This is a genomic window from Streptomyces flavochromogenes, assembly GCF_000717595.1.
Classification (GTDB): Bacteria; Actinomycetota; Actinomycetes; order Streptomycetales; family Streptomycetaceae; genus Streptomyces; species Streptomyces flavochromogenes.
The window spans coordinates 1-17817 of sequence record NZ_JNZO01000024.1; the positions used below are offsets into that span (position 1 = coordinate 1).

The 17817-nt window shown below is 71.1% G+C and carries 15 protein-coding genes; 14 read left to right on the forward strand and 1 reads right to left on the reverse strand.

The window, feature by feature from the left end:
- Positions 1-21: 21 nt before the first annotated feature.
- Both IF00_RS0127265 and IF00_RS0127270 read left to right on the forward strand, forming a co-directional pair.
- The gene (locus IF00_RS0127265; RefSeq protein ID WP_063740696.1) at positions 22-609 is read left to right on the forward strand and encodes a papain-like cysteine protease family protein; all 588 of its coding nucleotides are present in this window, start codon (positions 22-24) and stop codon (positions 607-609) included.
- A gap of 5 nt (positions 610-614) precedes the next feature.
- Positions 615-1415 carry a hypothetical protein gene (locus tag IF00_RS0127270; protein ID WP_051820643.1) on the forward strand — a complete coding sequence of 267 codons (801 nt, stop codon included), beginning with the start codon at positions 615-617 and terminating at the stop codon, positions 1413-1415.
- A gap of 336 nt (positions 1416-1751) precedes the next feature.
- Here IF00_RS0127270 and IF00_RS0127275 read toward each other — a convergent pair whose 3' ends face one another.
- A complete protein-coding gene (locus IF00_RS0127275; RefSeq protein WP_245234652.1) occupies positions 1752-2492 on the reverse strand; it encodes an SDR family NAD(P)-dependent oxidoreductase in 741 nt (246 codons plus the stop codon).
- Positions 2493-2562: 70 nt separating this feature from the next.
- Here IF00_RS0127275 and uvrC point away from each other — a divergent pair, with 70 nt between their 5' ends.
- The 12 genes from uvrC to pgi all read left to right on the forward strand — a co-directional run bounded on the left by uvrC (position 2563) and on the right by pgi (position 17817).
- A complete protein-coding gene (gene uvrC / locus IF00_RS0127280) occupies positions 2563-4539 on the forward strand; it encodes an excinuclease ABC subunit UvrC (protein ID WP_030322479.1) in 1977 nt (658 codons plus the stop codon).
- On the forward strand, positions 4536-5513 hold the full coding sequence (gene rapZ, locus IF00_RS0127285) for an RNase adapter RapZ (protein WP_030322480.1): 978 nt from the start codon (positions 4536-4538) through the stop codon (positions 5511-5513). The genes uvrC and rapZ overlap by 4 nt, the downstream gene beginning before the upstream one ends.
- Positions 5510-6535 carry a gluconeogenesis factor YvcK family protein gene (locus IF00_RS0127290; protein WP_030322482.1) on the forward strand — a complete coding sequence of 342 codons (1026 nt, stop codon included), beginning with the start codon at positions 5510-5512 and terminating at the stop codon, positions 6533-6535. Before rapZ ends, IF00_RS0127290 begins: the two co-directional genes overlap by 4 nt.
- Complete coding sequence (gene whiA, locus IF00_RS0127295) at positions 6526-7515, forward strand: DNA-binding protein WhiA (RefSeq protein WP_030205188.1); 990 nt, start codon at positions 6526-6528, stop codon at positions 7513-7515. Before IF00_RS0127290 ends, whiA begins: the two co-directional genes overlap by 10 nt.
- A 163-nt stretch (positions 7516-7678) precedes the next feature.
- Positions 7679-10633, forward strand: coding sequence for a M14 family metallopeptidase (locus tag IF00_RS0127300; protein ID WP_030322483.1), 2955 nt, complete (start codon positions 7679-7681; stop codon positions 10631-10633).
- A 218-nt stretch (positions 10634-10851) separates the two neighbouring features.
- Complete coding sequence (gap, locus tag IF00_RS0127305) at positions 10852-11862, forward strand: type I glyceraldehyde-3-phosphate dehydrogenase (RefSeq protein ID WP_030322485.1); 1011 nt, start codon at positions 10852-10854, stop codon at positions 11860-11862.
- 104 nt (positions 11863-11966) lie between these two features.
- Positions 11967-13178, forward strand: a complete 1212-nt coding sequence (locus tag IF00_RS0127310) for a phosphoglycerate kinase (protein WP_030322486.1) — start codon at positions 11967-11969, stop codon at positions 13176-13178.
- 7 nt (positions 13179-13185) lie between these two features.
- Positions 13186-13965: a triose-phosphate isomerase gene (gene tpiA, locus IF00_RS0127315; RefSeq protein ID WP_030322488.1), complete on the forward strand. Its 780-nt coding sequence runs from the start codon at positions 13186-13188 to the stop codon at positions 13963-13965.
- A 97-nt stretch (positions 13966-14062) separates the two neighbouring features.
- The gene (gene secG / locus IF00_RS0127320) at positions 14063-14293 is read left to right on the forward strand and encodes a preprotein translocase subunit SecG (RefSeq protein WP_017238647.1); all 231 of its coding nucleotides are present in this window, start codon (positions 14063-14065) and stop codon (positions 14291-14293) included.
- A gap of 77 nt (positions 14294-14370) precedes the next feature.
- Positions 14371-14706, forward strand: coding sequence for an RNA polymerase-binding protein RbpA (locus IF00_RS0127325; RefSeq protein WP_078944867.1), 336 nt, complete (start codon positions 14371-14373; stop codon positions 14704-14706).
- Positions 14707-14893: 187 nt separating this feature from the next.
- Positions 14894-16108 (forward strand): MFS transporter, encoded by a 1215-nt coding sequence (locus tag IF00_RS0127335; protein WP_030322490.1) that lies wholly within the window; start codon positions 14894-14896, stop codon positions 16106-16108.
- Between the two features lie 56 nt (positions 16109-16164).
- On the forward strand, positions 16165-17817 hold the full coding sequence (pgi, locus tag IF00_RS0127340; protein WP_030322491.1) for a glucose-6-phosphate isomerase: 1653 nt from the start codon (positions 16165-16167) through the stop codon (positions 17815-17817).

Sequence of the window (17817 nt, forward strand, 5' to 3'; positions counted from 1 at the left end):
CCCGCTCCAGGGAGGAACGCGATGCGCACAAGAAAGCCGAACCTCGCGGCACTCGCCGCAGCCGCCCTCTTCCTCGTCCCCACCACCTCGGCGTCCGCCGCACCCGCCGGCGAGGACGCCGCAGCCCTCGGCTCCAAGCGGCTGAACATCACCATGCAGGCCCAGCAGAAGACCAACTGGTGCTGGGCGGCCGGCGGCAACACCATCGCCACCTGGTTCGGCCGGAACTACAGCCAGAACCAGTTCTGCAACGCCGCCTTCAACCGCCAGCAGGGCTACGACTGCCCCAACAACCAGGCCACCCTCGGCAACGTCCAGACCGGACTGAGCTGGGCCGGCATCACCCCCGGCTCCTACGTGACCGGCTGGCTGCGCTACTCCACCGTCCAGACCGAGATCAACGCCGACCGGCCCGTCGAGACCCGCATCCAGTGGTCGAGCGGCGGCGGCCACATGCACGTGATCTACGGCTACGACGACGCCGACAGCTGGGTCTACTGGGGCGATCCCTGGCCCTCCAGCAACCGCTACAACTGGGCCTCGCACGCCTGGTACGTCGACAACAACTCCTTCTCCTGGACCCACTCGCTCTACCGGATAGGGGCGTGACGACGATGAACGCACGTGCCACGGGCGCGGGGCTCCTCACCACCGCCGCGCTCGTCCTGCTCGGCGCGCTTCCCGCGGACGCGGCCGAGTCCCTGCCGCCCGCGCCCACCCCCGAACAGGCCGCCTCCGCGCCGGGGACCCTGGAGACCCTGTCCCGGTTCTTCGCCCGGGACGGCGCCGTCGCCCGCTCGGCGGCCGCGCCGCGCGTCGAGGGCAGGTCGGTGCCGGTACGGATCCTCTCCCCGGACTTCGTCGCCGGGAAGCCGGGGGTGCCTGTCGCCCGGGTCGAGTTCCGGGCCAGCCGGGCCGTGTCCTCGGACGGCCGGAAGGCCTCGCTGTGGACGGTCGAGCAGCCGGGCGGCTGGCAGGTCGTCAACATCGCCACCGGTGACGACGAGATCCGGTACGCGGAACTGGGCGGCGGAGGCCTGGTGTTCCGCGAGCCGCAGATCGACGCGTGGTACGTCCAGAAGGGGGCGAAGGTGCTGCCGCTGGACGAGGACGCGGTGCGGGCGGTCGGCCGGAACGGGACGAGCCTGGCCGCCTACCGGGACCGGGTGGTCCGTGCGTACGGGGACAAGCTGCCCGGCTCGGCGTACGCGAGGAAGGGGGCGGCGGGCGGGTACGGCGAGCCGCGGGCGGCTGAACCGGCGGCCGCGCCGGTGGCCGCGCCGGGGCGTGGCTCCGGGGATGGGCCGGCGGTGACGGTGGCTTCGACTACGGCGGGGGTGGGTGCGGGGCTGGCCCTGCTGCTGATGTCGGCGGCGGCGATCCGGCGGCGCCGAGCCACCACCCGGGAGCCCTGACCCCCGGGCCCTGAGCGCGGCCGCCCCCTCCGCCGGGCCGCCACTCCGACCGTGACACAACGGACGGCGCCCTTTGCCGGGCCTGGGCTTCCGGGCCTTGACCCGCACCCCTTGTGCACCGTGCTTGGGGTGCGGGTCCAGGCGCGAGGGGCGGAGGCGCCGCCAGAGGGCGCCGTCCCGTGTGCCCACCCGTCCCGCCCCAGCGGGACGGGTGGGCACACGGCGGTGGGCGAGGGCGGCGCGGTTGCGGCCCGCGTGGCCGGTGGGAAGGCGTGGCCTGCGCCCACGGCGTGCGGACCGCGCGGTCGGGGGTGTGGTGGGGCGTGGCGCCTGCCGTCAGCGGGCCAAGTAGCCGCCGTCCACCGGGAGGATCGCGCCCGTGATGAAGGACGCCTCCTCCGAGGCCAGGAACACGATCGCCGACGCCACCTCCTCCGGCGTCCCGAAGCGGCCCATCGGATGGCCCCGCTCCACCTCGGCCAGGTACTCGGGCCCGCCGGGTTCCACCCGCGCCGCCGCCACCCGTTCCGTCTCGATCGTGCCCGGGGCCACCGCGTTCACCCGGATCCCGTGTTCCGCCCATTCCACCGCCAGGTGCTTGGTCAGGCCGGTGGCGACGAATTTCGCCGGGCCGTAGACCGCCTGCCGGGCCTGTCCGGCGACCCCCGAGATCGATGACGTGCAGACGATGGACCCGCCGCCCGAGGCGAGCATCGCCTCGATCGCGTACTTGCAGGTCAGGAACATTCCCCGGCCGTCCACCGCCATGACCCGGTCGAAGTCCGAGCCCTCGGCCTCCGTGACGGAGAGCAGGGGGATCACGCCCGCGTTCGCCACCAGGACGTCCAGCCGCCCGAAGCGGTCCACCGCCGTGGTGATCATGCGCCGGGCGTCCTGGTCACGGGACACGTCCCCGGTCACCGGGACCACTCCCTCCAGCGTCGCGAGCCGGTCCCCGTCGAGGTCGGCGGCGATCACCCGCGCGCCCTCCCGGAGGAACCGCTCCGCCGTCGCCCGTCCGATTCCGCTCGCCGCGCCCGTGATCACGCACACCCGGTCCGCCAGCCGTCCAGCCACCTGATTCGCCATGCTTCGCCAACGAGCGCGCGAGGCCGGAGTGTCGGTGCCCGCCAGTAGGGTGGGGAGCATGGCAGACCCCTCCAGCTACCGCCCCAAGCCGGGTCAGATCCCCGACTCCCCGGGGGTCTACAAGTTCCGCGACGAGCACCGCCGGGTGATCTACGTGGGGAAGGCGAAGTCCCTCCGGCAGCGGCTGGCCAACTACTTCCAGCCGCTCACGAGCCTGCACCCGCGGACGGCCACCATGGTGACCACCGCGGCGTCCGTGGAGTGGACCGTCGTGTCGACCGAGGTCGAGGCGCTCCAGCTGGAGTACTCCTGGATCAAGGAGTACGACCCCCGGTTCAACGTCAAATACCGGGACGACAAGAGCTACCCGTATCTCGCCGTGACGATGAACGAGGAGTTCCCGCGCGTCCAGGTCCTGCGCGGCCACAAGAAGAAGGGCGTGCGCTACTTCGGGCCGTACGCGCACGCGTGGGCGATCCGCGAGACCGTCGACCTGATGCTGCGGGTCTTCCCGGTGCGCACGTGCTCCGCGGGTGTCTTCCGCAACGCCGCCTCCGCCGGGCGGCCCTGTCTCCTCGGGTACATCGGCAAGTGCTCGGCACCCTGTGTCGGCCGGGTCACACCGGAGGAGCACCGCGAACTGGCCGAGGAGTTCAGCGACTTCATGGCCGGCCGTACGGGTACGTACATCCGCCGGCTGGAGAAGCAGATGATGCTCGCGGCCGAGGACATGGAGTACGAGAAGGCCGCGCGGCTGCGCGACGACATAGAGGCGCTGCGCCGGGCCATGGAGAAGAGCGCGGTCGTGCTCGCCGACGCCACCGACGCCGACCTGATCGCGCTCGCGGAGGACGAGCTGGAGGCCGCCGTGCAGATCTTCCACGTGCGTGGCGGACGCGTCCGCGGCCAGCGCGGCTGGGTCACCGACAAGGTCGAGGCCGTCGACACGGCCGGGCTCGTCGAGCACGCGATCCAGCAGCTGTACGGCGAGGAGAGCGGGGACACGGTGCCCAAGGAGGTCCTGGTCCCGGCGCTGCCCGAGGACGCCGGGGCCGTCACCGCCTGGCTCTCCGGCCGCCGCGGGGCCAACGTCTCGCTGCGGATCCCGCAGCGCGGCGACAAGAAGGACCTGATGGAGACCGTCGCGCGCAACGCCCAGCAGGCGCTCGTCCTGCACAAGACGAAGCGCGCCAGCGACCTGACCACCCGCTCCCGGGCCCTGGAGGAGATCGCCGAGGCCCTGGACCTGGAGTCGGCGCCGCTGCGGATCGAGTGCTTCGACATCTCGCACCTCCAGGGGGAGGACGTGGTGGCCTCGATGGTGGTCTTCGAGGACGGGCTGCCCCGCAAGAGCGAGTACCGCCGCTTCCAGATCAAGGGCTTCGAGGGCCAGGACGACGTCCGGTCCATGCACGAGGTGATCGGCCGCCGCTTCCGCCGCTATCTCGCGGAGAAGGAGAAGACGGGGGAGTGGGATCCCGAGGGTGTCGTCGAGGATCCGGACGAGGCCGGGCGGCCCAAGCGGTTCGCCTACCCGCCGCAGCTCGTCGTGGTCGACGGCGGGCAGCCGCAGGTCGCGGCGGCCCGCCGCGCCCTCGACGAGCTCGGGATCTCCGACATCGCGGTGTGCGGGCTCGCCAAGCGGCTGGAGGAGGTGTGGCTGCCCGGCGACGACGACCCGGTGGTGCTGCCCCGCTCCAGCGAGGGCCTGTATCTCCTCCAGCGGGTACGTGACACGGCTCACGACTTCGCCATCCGCTACCAGCGGTCCAAGCGGGCGAAACGTATCCGGACCAGCCCTCTCGACGCGGTGCCCGGTCTCGGCGACACCCGGAAACAGGCGTTGATCAAGCATTTCGGCTCGGTGAAGCGGCTCCGGCAGGCGACAATCGAGCAGATCTGCGAGGTCCCCGGCATGGGCCGGAAGACCGCCGAGGCGGTCGTCGTGGCCCTCGCACAGGCGGCCCCGGCCGCACCTGCCGTGAACACGGCGACAGGAGAGATCATGGAAGACGACGGGGGCGGCACGGCATGACCGCGCACGAGCAGGACCGGAACGAACCGCAAGACCAGCACGACCGAGAAGACGGAGCAGGACACGTGAGTACGGGCACGAAGGAGACCCCCGGCGACAACGGCGCCGAGGCGGCCATTCCCGAGCTGGTGATCATCTCCGGCATGTCCGGAGCCGGCCGGTCCACCGCGGCGAAGTGTCTGGAGGACCTCGGCTGGTTCGTCGTGGACAATCTGCCGCCCGCGCTGATCCCCACCATGGTGGAGCTCGGCGCCCGCTCCCAGGGCAATGTCGCCCGGATCGCCGTCGTCGTGGACGTCCGCGGCCGGCAGTTCTTCGACAACCTCAGGGAGTCCCTCGCCGACCTGGACGCCAAGCAGGTCACCCGCCGGATCGTCTTCCTGGAGTCGTCCGACGACGCCCTGGTCCGGCGCTTCGAGTCGGTGCGCAGGCCGCACCCGCTCCAGGGCGACGGCCGGATCACCGACGGCATCGCCGCCGAGCGCGACCTGCTGCGCGAGCTGCGCGGCGACGCCGACCTGGTGATCGACACCTCCAGCCTCAACGTCCACGAGCTGCGCGCCAAGATGGACGCCCAGTTCGCCGGCGACGAGGAGCCCGAGCTGCGGGCCACCGTCATGTCCTTCGGGTTCAAGTACGGCCTGCCGGTCGACGCCGACCTCGTCGTCGACATGCGCTTCCTGCCGAACCCGCACTGGGTCCCCGAGCTGCGCCCCTTCACCGGCCTCAACGAGGAGGTGTCGAACTACGTCTACAACCAGCCCGGCGCCAAGGAGTTCCTCGACCGCTACACCGAGCTCCTCCAGCTGATCGCCGCCGGCTACCGCCGCGAGGGCAAGCGGTACGTGACCATCGCCGTGGGCTGCACCGGCGGCAAGCACCGCTCCGTGGCCACCGCCGAGCGGCTCGCCGCCCGTATCGCCGCCGAAGGGGTCGAGACCGTCGTCGTGCACCGGGACATGGGGCGCGAGTGAAGCCGTACCGTCGACGTGCCTCCACCCTCTCGGTGCGGCGTACGCTCCGCAGGCGCGCCGCCCAGCCGAAGGTGGTCGCGCTGGGCGGCGGGATGGGCCTCTCCGCCTCCCTCGCCGCCCTCCGCCGGATCACCGGCGACCTCACCGCCGTCGTCACCGTCGCCGACGACGGGGGCTCCAGCGGCCGGCTCCGGGAGGAGCTGGGCGTGCTGCCCCCGGGCGACCTCCGCAAGGCGCTCGCCGCGCTCTGCGGCGACGACGACTGGGGCCAGACCTGGGCCCGGGTCATCCAGCACCGCTTCCAGTCCAAGGGCGAGATCAACGGCCACGCCGTCGGCAATCTGCTGATCGTCGCCCTCTGGGAGCAGCTCGGCGACCCCGTGCAGGCCCTCGACCTGGTGGGCCGGCTGCTCGGCGCCCATGGCCGGGTGCTGCCCATGTCCGCCGTACCCCTGGAGCTCCAGGCCCTGGTCAAGGGGCACGATCCGGAGCGTCCGGACGACGTGGACACGGTGTGCGGTCAGGCGACGGTGGCGCTCACGCCGGGCGAGGTGCAGTCCGTGCACCTCGTGCCGAACGACCCGCCGGCGGTGCCCGAGGCGGTCGAGGCGGTCCTGGACGCGGACTGGGTGGTCCTCGGTCCCGGCTCCTGGTTCTCCTCGGTGATCCCGCACCTGCTCGTGCCCGAGCTGCTCGACGCGCTGGCCGAGACGAAGGCGCGGAAGGTGCTCTCGCTGAACCTCGCGCCGCAGCCCGGAGAAACCGAGGGCTTCTCCCCGCAGCGTCATTTGGAGGTTTTGGGACGACACGCCCCTAAACTCGCCCTGGACGTGGTGCTGGCCGACGAGGCCGCCGTGCCCGACCGCGAGTCCCTCGCCGATGCCGCCAAGCGGCTCGGTGCCGCGGTCGAGCTGGCGCCGGTGGCCGGGCCCGACGGCTCCGCGAAGCATGATCCGGAGCTGTTGGCCGCCGCGTACGACCGTATTTTTCGGATGCATGGAAGGATCGGCCCATGGCGATGACGGCAGCGGTGAAGGACGAGATCTCCCGGCTTCCCGTCACCCGGACCTGCTGCAGGAAGGCAGAGGTCTCGTCGATCCTGCGGTTCGCGGGCGGGCTGCACCTGGTGAGCGGCCGCATCGTGATCGAGGCGGAGCTGGACACCGCGATGGCGGCGCGCCGGCTCAAGCGGGACATCCTGGAGATCTTCGGGCACAGCTCGGAACTGATCGTGATGGCCCCCGGCGGGCTGCGGCGCGGCTCGCGCTTCGTGGTGCGGGTGGTGGCCGGAGGCGACCAGCTGGCCCGGCAGACGGGTCTCGTGGACGGCCGGGGCCGCCCCATCCGGGGCCTCCCTCCGCAGGTGGTCTCCGGGGCGACCTGTGACGCGGAGGCGGCCTGGCGGGGCGCGTTCCTCGCGCACGGTTCGCTGACCGAGCCCGGCCGGTCCTCCTCCCTCGAGGTGACCTGCCCGGGTCCGGAGGCGGCGCTCGCCCTGGTCGGCGCGGCGCGCCGGCTCTCCATCGCGGCGAAGGCCCGTGAGGTAAGGGGAGTGGACCGGGTCGTCGTCCGCGACGGCGACGCGATCGGCGCGCTGCTGACCCGGCTCGGCGCACACGAGTCGGTGCTCGCCTGGGAGGAGCGGCGGATGCGGCGCGAGGTCCGCGCCACCGCCAACCGCCTGGCCAACTTCGACGACGCCAACCTGCGCCGCTCGGCCCGCGCCGCGGTCGCCGCCGGGGCCCGGGTGCAGCGCGCCCTGGAGATCCTCGGGGAGGAGGTGCCCGAGCACCTCGCGGCGGCCGGCCGGCTCCGCATGGAGCACAAGCAGGCCTCCCTGGAGGAGCTGGGCGCGCTCGCCGACCCGCCGCTGACGAAGGACGCGGTGGCCGGCCGGATCCGCCGGCTGCTGGCGATGGCCGACAAGCGGGCGCAGGACCTGGGCATTCCCGGGACCGAGTCCAACCTCACCGAGGAGCTGGACGACAGCCTGGTCGGCTGACCGGTTCCGCCTTCGTACGGAAATCCGAACTCCGGGCTGCCGGTGCCTTTCTGAGGCGCCGGCAGCTTTTTCGTACACCCGCGAGGCACCCTTGACAGGCCCATGGACGCCCATGAGCCTGGCGTCTGTTCACCTTCGTGGCAGACGATGACAAGGGGGGCTCATGAGACGCAGAGCGAGATCGATCCTCGCAGCGGCTTCATTGCTGATCGCGGGCGTGGCGGCGGCACCCGTCGCCGGAGCGCAGCAGCCGGACGACCGGGACGGCGGTGACGGCCTCTCCGTATGGCGCGCCGACGTCACCAAGGAGCAGGTTCCGCTGCTCCTGGAAGCCGGCGCCGACGCCCATGAACTGACCGAGCGGGTGCCCGCGAAGGGCTCCGCGACGGTCGAGCTCTTCCTCACGGGCCGGCAGGCCGGGCAGCTGCGCGGCCAGGGTGTCGAGCTCGCCGAGCACAGCCTGACCGCCTCCGCCGAGAAGCGGGTGGCCGCCGCGGGGGACGGCGTCTTCCGCCCGTACGGAGGGCCGAACGGCCTCAAGCAGGAGATCCTGGACACCGCCCGGGCGAACCCCGGGATCACCAAGGTCGTCTCCCTCGGCAAGACCGTCAACGGCCAGGACATCCTCGCCCTCAAGGTCAGCAAGGGCGCCCCGCGGGTCAAGGACGGCTCCAAGCCGGCCACGCTGTACATGTCCAACCAGCACGCCCGCGAGTGGATCACCCCGGAGATGACCCGGCGGCTGATGCACCACTACCTCGACGGGTACGGCAAGGACGAGCGGATCACCCGGATCGTCGACTCCACCGAGCTGTGGTTCGTGCTCTCCGCCAACCCGGACGGCTACGACCACACGCACGCCGACCCCGCCAACCGCCAGTGGCGCAAGAACCTCCGGGACAACGACGGCGACGGCCGGATCGCCGCCGGTGACGGCGTCGACCTGAACCGCAACTTCGCCTACAAGTGGGGCTACGACAACGAGGGTTCCTCGCCCGACCCGGCCGACGAGACCTTCCGCGGCAAGGGCCCCATGTCGGAGCCGGAGACCAAGGCCCTCGACGCCTTCCAGAAGCGCATCGGCTTCGCGTACGGCATCAACTACCACTCGGCCGCCCAGCTCCTGCTGTACGGCGTGGGCTGGCAGGTCGCCACCGACACACCCGACGACGTGGCCCTCGAAGCCCTCGCCGGCACCCCGCAGAACTCCGCCGTGCCCGGATACCGGCCGCAGGTCTCCTCGGAGCTGTACATCACCAACGGCGAGGCGGACGGCCACGCCGCCAACGTCAACGACATGCAGATGTTCACCCCGGAGATGTCGACCTGTGCCACCGCCTCCCGGGTCGACCCCAACGACGCCTGGAACCCGGCCGACTGCGCCTCCGTCTTCACCTTCCCGGACGACGAGAAACTGATCCAGGCCGAGTTCGCCAAGAACATCCCCTTCGCGCTCGCCGTCGCCGAGACCGCCGCGCACCCGGACCGGCCCGTCTCCCCGGTCGGCATCGACGCCCCCGACTTCACACCGAAGACCTTCACCACCTCCTACGCCCGCGGCGAGGAGCAGGAGATCGCGGTCACCGCGCGCAAGTCGCTGCGCGGCAAGACCCTGAAGTACCGGATCAACGGCGGCCGCACCCACAGCGAGGAGCTCGACGCCTGGAAGGGCGGCGAGACCTACGGCGGCGAGGACAACCTCTACTTCGACGAGTACCGCGCCGAGGTCGAGGGTGCCCGGACCGGCGACTCCGTCGAGGTCTGGTTCACCGCCCGCACCCGGGAGGGCCGGGCCACCGCCTCCGCCCCCTTCACCTACACGGTGGCCGAGCGGCCCCGCGGAGACGTCCTCGTCCTCGCCGACGAGGGCGGCACCACCGCCGCGAAGCACACCGCCGCCTATGTGAAGGCGCTCGCCGACAACGGACGCAGGGCCGCCGTCTGGGACGTCGCCACCCAGGGCACCCCGGACGCACTCGGCGTGCTCTCCCACTTCCGTACCGTCGTCTGGTACACCGGCGCCGAGCGGCCCTCCGGAGCCGCCCAGCTCGCCGTCCGCGCCTACCTCAACGAGGGCGGCAAGCTGATCAACACCGGCGAGAAGTCCGGCGGGCTCACCCAGGTCGGCCTGGCCGAGACCAACGACTTCGCCCAGTACTACCTCGGCGCCTACCACCGGGCCGGCCTCAAGAACCCGCCCGCCTTCGCCGGCAGCGGCGCCTTCAAGGGCATCGGCGCGAGCCTCGGCGCCTCCGCCGACAACCCGCTGGACAACGCGGGCGCCTACACCGTCACCTCGGACACCCTGAAGCCGAAGGAGTTCCCGCAGTTCGCGAGCAGCGCCTCCGCCGGCTCCTACCCGGGCATCCGGATGCCGTTCGAGCCCGCCGAGGGCGCCACCTTCGCGGCCGTCAAGCACGCCGACGACACCTGGGCCCGGCTCAGCAGGACCGTCGACCTCACCGGCGTCACCGCGGCGGACACACCGCGGCTGGACTTCCAGGTCAGCTACGACACCGAGCCCGGCTACGACAACCTCGTCGTCGAGGCCCACACCGTCGGCCAGGACGACTGGACGACCCTGCCCGACCGCAACGGCGGCACCTCCACCGAGGCCCCCGCGGACTGCGGCGAGGGCTACTACGTCCGGGGCCACCCCTTCCTCGCCCACTACCTCACCGTCGGCGAGGACGGCTGCGCCACCACCGGCACCACCGGCTCCTGGAACGCCTTCACCGGCCCGTCCAACGGCTGGCGGCAGGCCTCCGTCGACCTGAGCGCCTGGGCCGGCAAGAAGGTCGAGCTCTCGGTCTCCTACATCTCCGACCCCGGTACGGGAGAGATGGGCGCCTTCGTCGACGACACCCGCCTCGTCACCGGGACCACCACCGAGGCGGAGGGCTTCGAGACCGCCCTCGGCGCGTGGACCGTACCGGGCGCGCCCGCAGGAAGCCCCGGCAACGGCTCCGACTGGGCACGCTCCGCGGCGCTCTTCCACTCGCAGGCCGCGGTCACCACGCGTGACACCGTCCTCCTCGGCTACGGCCTTGAGCAGGTGCCCGGCGCGAGCGAGCGGGCACGCCTCGTCGGCCGCGCCCTCGGGGTGCTCCGCCGCTGACGGAGAGTAGTGGGGACAAAGGTCCCACGACGGCCCGTACCCGCCGGTAGGTACGGGCCGTCGGCCGTTTTCCCTCACTTTCCGGGCTCGTACGGATGCGCGCGATGTCACTACCGGGGTCCTGTGGGGGTAGGGTCGTAAGCGGTCGGGGACATCCCAAAAAACAAAAATCTCGCCGGCGTCGAGCACACCGGCGTACCTAACGAGGAGATCGGTTCGTGACGATCCGCGTAGGCATCAACGGCTTTGGCCGCATCGGCCGGAACTACTTCCGCGCGCTCCTTGAGCAGGGTGCTGACATCGAGATCGTGGCTGTCAACGACCTGGGTGACACCGCGACCACGGCACACCTGCTGAAGTACGACACCATCCTGGGCCGTCTCAAGGCCGAGGTGACCCACACCGCCGACACCATCACCGTCGACGGCCGCACCATCAAGGTGCTCTCCGAGCGCAACCCCGCCGACATCCCCTGGGGCGAGCTGGGCGTCGACATCGTCATCGAGTCGACCGGCATCTTCACGAAGAAGGCCGACGCCGAGAAGCACATCGCCGGCGGCGCCAAGAAGGTCCTCATCTCGGCTCCGGCCAGCGACGAGGACATCACCATCGTGATGGGCGTCAACCAGGACAAGTACGACCCGGCGCAGCACAACGTCATCTCGAACGCGTCCTGCACCACCAACTGTGTCGCGCCGATGGCGAAGGTTCTCGACGAGAACTTCGGCATCGTCAAGGGCCTGATGACCACGGTCCACGCGTACACCAACGACCAGCGCATCCTGGACTTCCCGCACAAGGACCTGCGCCGCGCCCGTGCCGCCGCGGAGAACATCATCCCGACCACGACGGGCGCCGCCAAGGCCACCGCCCTGGTCCTCCCGCAGCTCAAGGGCAAGCTGGACGGCATCGCCATGCGCGTCCCGGTCCCGACCGGTTCCGCGACCGACCTGGTCGTGACGCTCGACCGCGAGGTCACCAAGGACGAGGTCAACGCCGCGTTCAAGAAGGCCGCCGACGACGGCGACCTCAAGGGCATCCTGTTCTACACCGAGGACCCGATCGTCTCCTCGGACATCGTCAGCGACCCGGCGTCCTGCACCTTCGACGCCTCCCTGACCATGGTCCAGGAAGGCAACACGGTCAAGATCCTCGGCTGGTACGACAACGAGTGGGGCTACTCCAACCGTCTCGTCGACCTCACCGTCTTCGTCGGCGGCCAGCTCTAGACTTCAGGGCAGGCTTTCGATGTGAGCAGGGCTCGGGCAGCGCAACGCCGCGCTGTGCGAGCCCTGTTTGTGTGCTCCACCGCGTACCAAGGAGTCTGTGACAGATGAAGACGATCGACGAGCTTCTCGCCGAAGGCGTCTCCGGCAAGCGGGTGTTCGTCCGCGCCGATCTCAACGTGCCGCTCGACGGCACCACCATCACCGACGACGGCCGCATCCGCGCCGTCGTGCCCACGGTCAAGGCGCTCGCCGACGCGGGTGCCCGCGTCGTGGTCGCCTCGCACCTGGGCCGCCCGAAGGGCGCCCCGGACCCGGCGTTCTCGCTCGCCCCGGCCGCCGCGCGGCTCGGCGAGCTCCTCGGCGCCGAGGTGGCCTTCGCGACGGACACGGTCGGCGAGTCCGCCACCGCCACCGTCGCGGGCCTCTCCGACGGCGGGGTCGCCGTGATCGAGAACCTCCGCTTCAACGCCGGCGAGACCTCCAAGGACGACGCCGAGCGCGGCGCGTTCGCGGACAGGCTCGCCGCCCTCGCCGACGTCTACGTCGGCGACGGCTTCGGCGCCGTGCACCGCAAGCACGCCTCGGTCTTCGACCTCCCGGCGCGCCTGCCGCACGCCGCGGGCTACCTCATCGCCACCGAGGTCGGCGTCCTGAAGAAGCTCACGGACGACGTCCAGCGGCCGTACGTGGTCGCGCTCGGCGGTGCCAAGGTCTCCGACAAGCTCGGAGTGATCGACCACCTCCTGGAGAAGGCCGACCGCATCCTCATCGGCGGCGGCATGGCGTACACCTTCCTCAAGGCCCAGGGCCACGAGGTCGGCATCTCGCTGCTCCAGGAGGACCAGGTCCCGGCGGTCCTGGACTACCTGAAGCGCGCCAAGGAGCGCGGGGTGGAGTTCGTCCTCCCCGTCGACGTGCTGGTCTCGGACGAGTTCCCGGACCTGAAGACCAAGGCTCCGGCCAACCCGACCACGGTCGCCGCGGACGCCATCCCGGCGGACGAGGAGGGCCTGGACATCGGTCCGGAGACCCGTAAGCTCTACGCCTCGAAGCTCGCCGACGCCGGCACCGTTTTCTGGAACGGTCCGATGGGCGTCTTCGAGCACCCCGACTACGCCGAGGGCACCAAGGCCGTCGCCCAGGCGCTCGTCGACTCCCCGGCCTTCACGGTCGTCGGTGGTGGCGACTCCGCCGCCGCCGTCCGCATCCTGGGCTTCGACGAGAAGGCATTCGGCCACATTTCGACCGGCGGCGGCGCCTCCCTCGAGTACCTCGAGGGCAAGACGCTTCCCGGCCTCGCCGCACTGGAGGACTGACCCTTTCATGAGCAGCACCCGCACCCCGCTGATGGCGGGGAACTGGAAGATGAACCTCAACCACCTCGAGGCCATCGCCCACGTCCAGAAGCTCGCCTTCGCCCTGACCGACAAGGACTACGACGCCTGTGAGGTCGCGGTCCTGGTTCCCTTCACCGACCTGCGGTCCGTGCAGACCCTGATCGACGGCGACAAGCTCAAGATCAAGTACGGCGCCCAGGACATCTCGGCGCACGACTCCGGTGCCTACACCGGCGAGATCTCGGGCCTGATGCTGTCCAAGCTGAAGTGCGCCTACGTGGCCGTCGGCCACTCCGAGCGCCGGCAGTACCACGCCGAGAACGACGAGGTCTGCAACGCCAAGGTGAAGGCCGCCTTCAAGCACGGCGTGACCCCGATCCTCTGCGTCGGCGAGGGCCTGGACATCCGCAAGGCCGGCAACCAGGTCGAGTACACCCTCGCCCAGCTCGACGGCGGTCTGAAGGACGTCCCGGCCGAGCAGGCCGAGACCATCGTGATCGCGTACGAGCCGGTGTGGGCCATCGGCACCGGCGAGGTCGCCACCCCCGACGACGCCCAGGAGGTCTGCGGAGCGATCCGAGGCCGCCTCGCGGAGCTGTACTCGCAGGAGCTGGCCGACAAGGTCCGCATCCAGTACGGCGGCTCGGTCAAGTCCGGCAACGTCGGCGCGATCATGGCGCAGCCGGACGTCGACGGCGCCCTGGTGGGCGGCGCGGCCCTGGACGCCGACGAGTTCGTCAAGATCGTCCGCTTCCGCGACCAGTGAGTATGCGGTAGCGGAGTTACGTCGTACCCTTGCGGGGGTCGGGCAGGTGCCCGGCCCCCGTCCGTATAAGTCCGAGGAAGTTGGTCCAGCCGTGGTTATGGGGTTCTCGATCGCCCTCATCGTCTTCAGCGGGCTGCTCATGCTGCTCGTGCTGATGCACAAGGGCAAGGGTGGCGGCCTCTCCGACATGTTCGGAGGCGGAATGCAGTCCTCCGTCGGTGGCTCCTCGGTCGCCGAGCGCAACCTGGACCGCATCACCGTCGTGGTCGGTCTGCTCTGGTTCGCCTGCATTGTGGTACTTGGTCTGCTGATGAAGTTGGACGGGTAACTCCGAACACTGGACGCGCGTTGGGCCTTACGTAGACTGGGGCATCTTCGAGCACCATCACGCAGGGAGTTACGACCGTGGCAAGTGGCAACGCGATCCGGGGAAGCCGGGTCGGGGCGGGGCCGATGGGCGAGGCCGAGCGCGGCGAATCGGCGCCGCGCGCCCGCATCTCCTTCTGGTGCTCGAACGGGCACGAGACGCAGCCGAGCTTCGCCAGCGAAGCGGCGATCCCCGAGACCTGGGACTGCCCACGGTGCGGCTTCCCGGCCGGTCAGGACCGGGACAACCCGCCGGACCCGCCGCGCACGGAGCCGTACAAGACCCACCTCGCCTACGTGCGTGAGCGGCGCAGCGACGCGGACGGCGAGGCGATCCTCGCCGAGGCGCTGGCCAAGCTGCGCGGCGAGATCTGAACGTGGTGTGACGTTGTGACGGACGGGCCTTGCCCGCGAACCCGGTTCGCGGACAAGGCCCGTTCGGCGTCTCCACGCGTCCGCGTCCCGGCATCTCCGCACGCGAGAAGGCCCGTTGTCGGTGGTGCCCACTAACGTCGGCCGGGAGGGGATCCTCGGATCCGGCGGGCGGGTGGGGGAGCACATCATGACGATGACGGCGACAGCGGGCGGCAAGGCCGCGCCCGCCTGGCGGGGCGGGTTCGGGAGGCTGTGGACGGCCGCGGTCGTCTCCCGCTTCGGCGACTCCCTGCGCACCGCCGCCATGCCGCTGCTCGCCGCCTCGCTCACCGACGACCCCCTCCTCATCGCCTCCGTCACCGCCTGCGGCCATCTGCCCTGGCTGCTCTTCGGGCTGCTCGGCGGCGCCGTCGCCGACCGCGTCGACCAGCGACGGGCCATGTGGGCCGTCGACCTCGTCCGCGGCGCGCTCATGGCCGGGTTCGCCGTCGCCGTCGCACTCGGACACGCCGGCATCGCCCTGCTCCTCGTCCTCGCCTTCGCGCTCACCACCCTGCAGACCCTCTTCGACAACGCCGCCACCGCGCTGCTTCCCTCCCTCGTGCCCGCCGATACCCTGGCCGGGGCCAACGCCCGCCTGATGACCGGTCAGCAGCTCGCGGGCGGGCTCCTCGCCGCACCCCTGGTGCCCGCGCTGCTCCTCGCCGGGCCCGCCGTGCCGTACGCCGCGGACGCCGCCACCTACGTCCTGGCCGCGCTACTCATCGCCTCGCTGCGGACCGGGGCGCCCGAGCGGCCGCCCCGCCCCGCCGGATCGACCCTCCGGGCCGAGATGGCCGAAGGGCTCGCCGTACTGCGCGCGGACCGCTCCCTGCGGTGGCTCTGCACGGCCACCACCCTCTGCAACATCGGCATGGGCGCCCTCATCGCCACGCTCGTCGTCCTGGTCACCGACGGTCTCCACGCCGGGAACACGGGCTACGCGGCCACCATCACCGCCTTCGCGGTCGGCGGGGTCGCCGGCGGTTTCCTGGCCCGCCGGATCGCCGAACGGACGGGCCGGGTACGCGCGGTGTTCCTCGCCGGGACCGTCCAGACCGGCTGCCTGGGCCTGTTGGGGACGGTGCCCGTCCTCGCGGTGTCCATCGGGGCCATGGCGGTGTTCGGCTTCATGGGCACCGTGTGGAACGTCCAGCAGACGACCCTCATGCAGGAGCGCGCGCCCGAGGGCATGCTCGGCCGCATCGCCGCCGCCTTCCGCACCCTCGCCGTCGCGGGTGCCCCGCTCGGCGCCGTGCTGGGCGGTGCGGCGGCCGCCGGCTGGGGACCGCTCACTCCGGCGCTGCTCGCGGCGGCCCTGTTCGCGCTCGCCGTCGCGTCACTCGCCCCCCTGATCAATTAGGTTGGAGAGGCAGCGGGGCAGACAAGCAGTACGAGAAGAAGTGGGCGATGTCCGAGATGAACAACGAAGGCCGCACCAGGCTCAACCGGCTGCCCGAGTGGGCGGCCCTCGGCAAGCACCGTGAGCAGCTGGGCGAGACCCGGCTGCGCGACCTGTTCGCCGCCGACGCGGAGCGTGGCACCGGCTACGCCCTGCGCGTCGGCGACCTCTACCTGGACTACTCCAAGCACCTCGTCACCGACGAGACGCTGACCCTGCTGCGCGAACTGGCGGCCGTCACCGGCGTCGCCGAGCTCCGCGACGCCATGTTCCGCGGCGAGAAGATCAACATCACCGAGGACCGCGCCGTCCTCCACACCGCGCTCCGCGCCCCCCGCGGAGCCGTGATCGACGTCGACGGGGAGAACGTCGTCCCCGGCGTCCACGCCGTCCTGGACCAGATGGGCGCGTTCTCCGACAAGGTCCGCGCGGGTGAGTGGACCGGCCACACCGGCAAGCCGATCAAGAACATCGTCAACATCGGCATCGGCGGCTCCGACCTCGGTCCCGCCATGGCCTACGAGGTCCTGCGCTCCTACACCCAACGGGACCTGACGTTCCGTTTCGTCTCCAACGTCGACGGCGCCGACCTCCACGAGGCCGTCCGCGACCTGGACCCGGCCGAGACGCTGTTCATCGTCGCCTCGAAGACCTTCACCACCATCGAGACGATCACCAACGCCACCTCCGCGCGGAACTGGCTCCTCACCGGCCTGCGGGCCGACCAGGACGCCGTCGCCAAGCACTTCGTCGCCCTCTCGACCAATGCCGAGAAGGTCGAGGAGTTCGGCATCGACACCGCGAACATGTTCGAGTTCTGGGACTGGGTCGGCGGCCGCTACTCGTACGACTCCGCCATCGGCCTCTCCCTGATGATCGCCATCGGCCCGGAGCGCTTCCGCGAGATGCTCGACGGCTTCCACCTCGTCGACGAGCACTTCCGCACGGCTCCGCCCGAGGAGAACGCCCCGCTGCTCCTCGGCCTCCTCGGGGTCTGGTACGGCGCCTTCTTCGACGCCCAGTCGCACGCCGTCCTGCCGTACTCGCACTACCTCTCCAAGTTCACCGCCTACCTCCAGCAGCTCGACATGGAGTCCAACGGCAAGTCGGTGGACCGCGAGGGCAACCGGGTCGACTGGCAGACCGGCCCGGTCGTCTGGGGCACCCCCGGCACCAACGGGCAGCACGCCTACTACCAGTTGATCCACCAGGGCACCAAGGTCATCCCGGCCGACTTCATCGGCTTCGCCCGCCCGGTCGACGACCTGCTGCCGGGCCTCGTCGCCCAGCACGACCTGCTCATGGCGAACTTCTTCGCCCAGACGCAGGCGCTGGCCTTCGGCAAGACCCCCGACGAGGTACGGGCGGAGGGTGTCCCCGAGGAGCTCGTCCCGCACAAGACCTTCCAGGGGAACCACCCCACCACCACGATCCTCGCCGACGCGCTCACGCCGTCCGTCCTCGGCCAGCTCATCGCGCTGTACGAGCACAAGGTGTTCGTCCAGGGCGCCGTCTGGAACATCGACTCCTTCGACCAGTGGGGCGTCGAACTCGGCAAGGTCCTCGCCAAGCGGATCGAGCCGGTCCTGACGGAGGGCGAGGGCGGCGAGCACCTCGACAGCTCCACCGCCGGACTCGTGTCCGCCTACCGCACGCTGCGCGGACGGTAG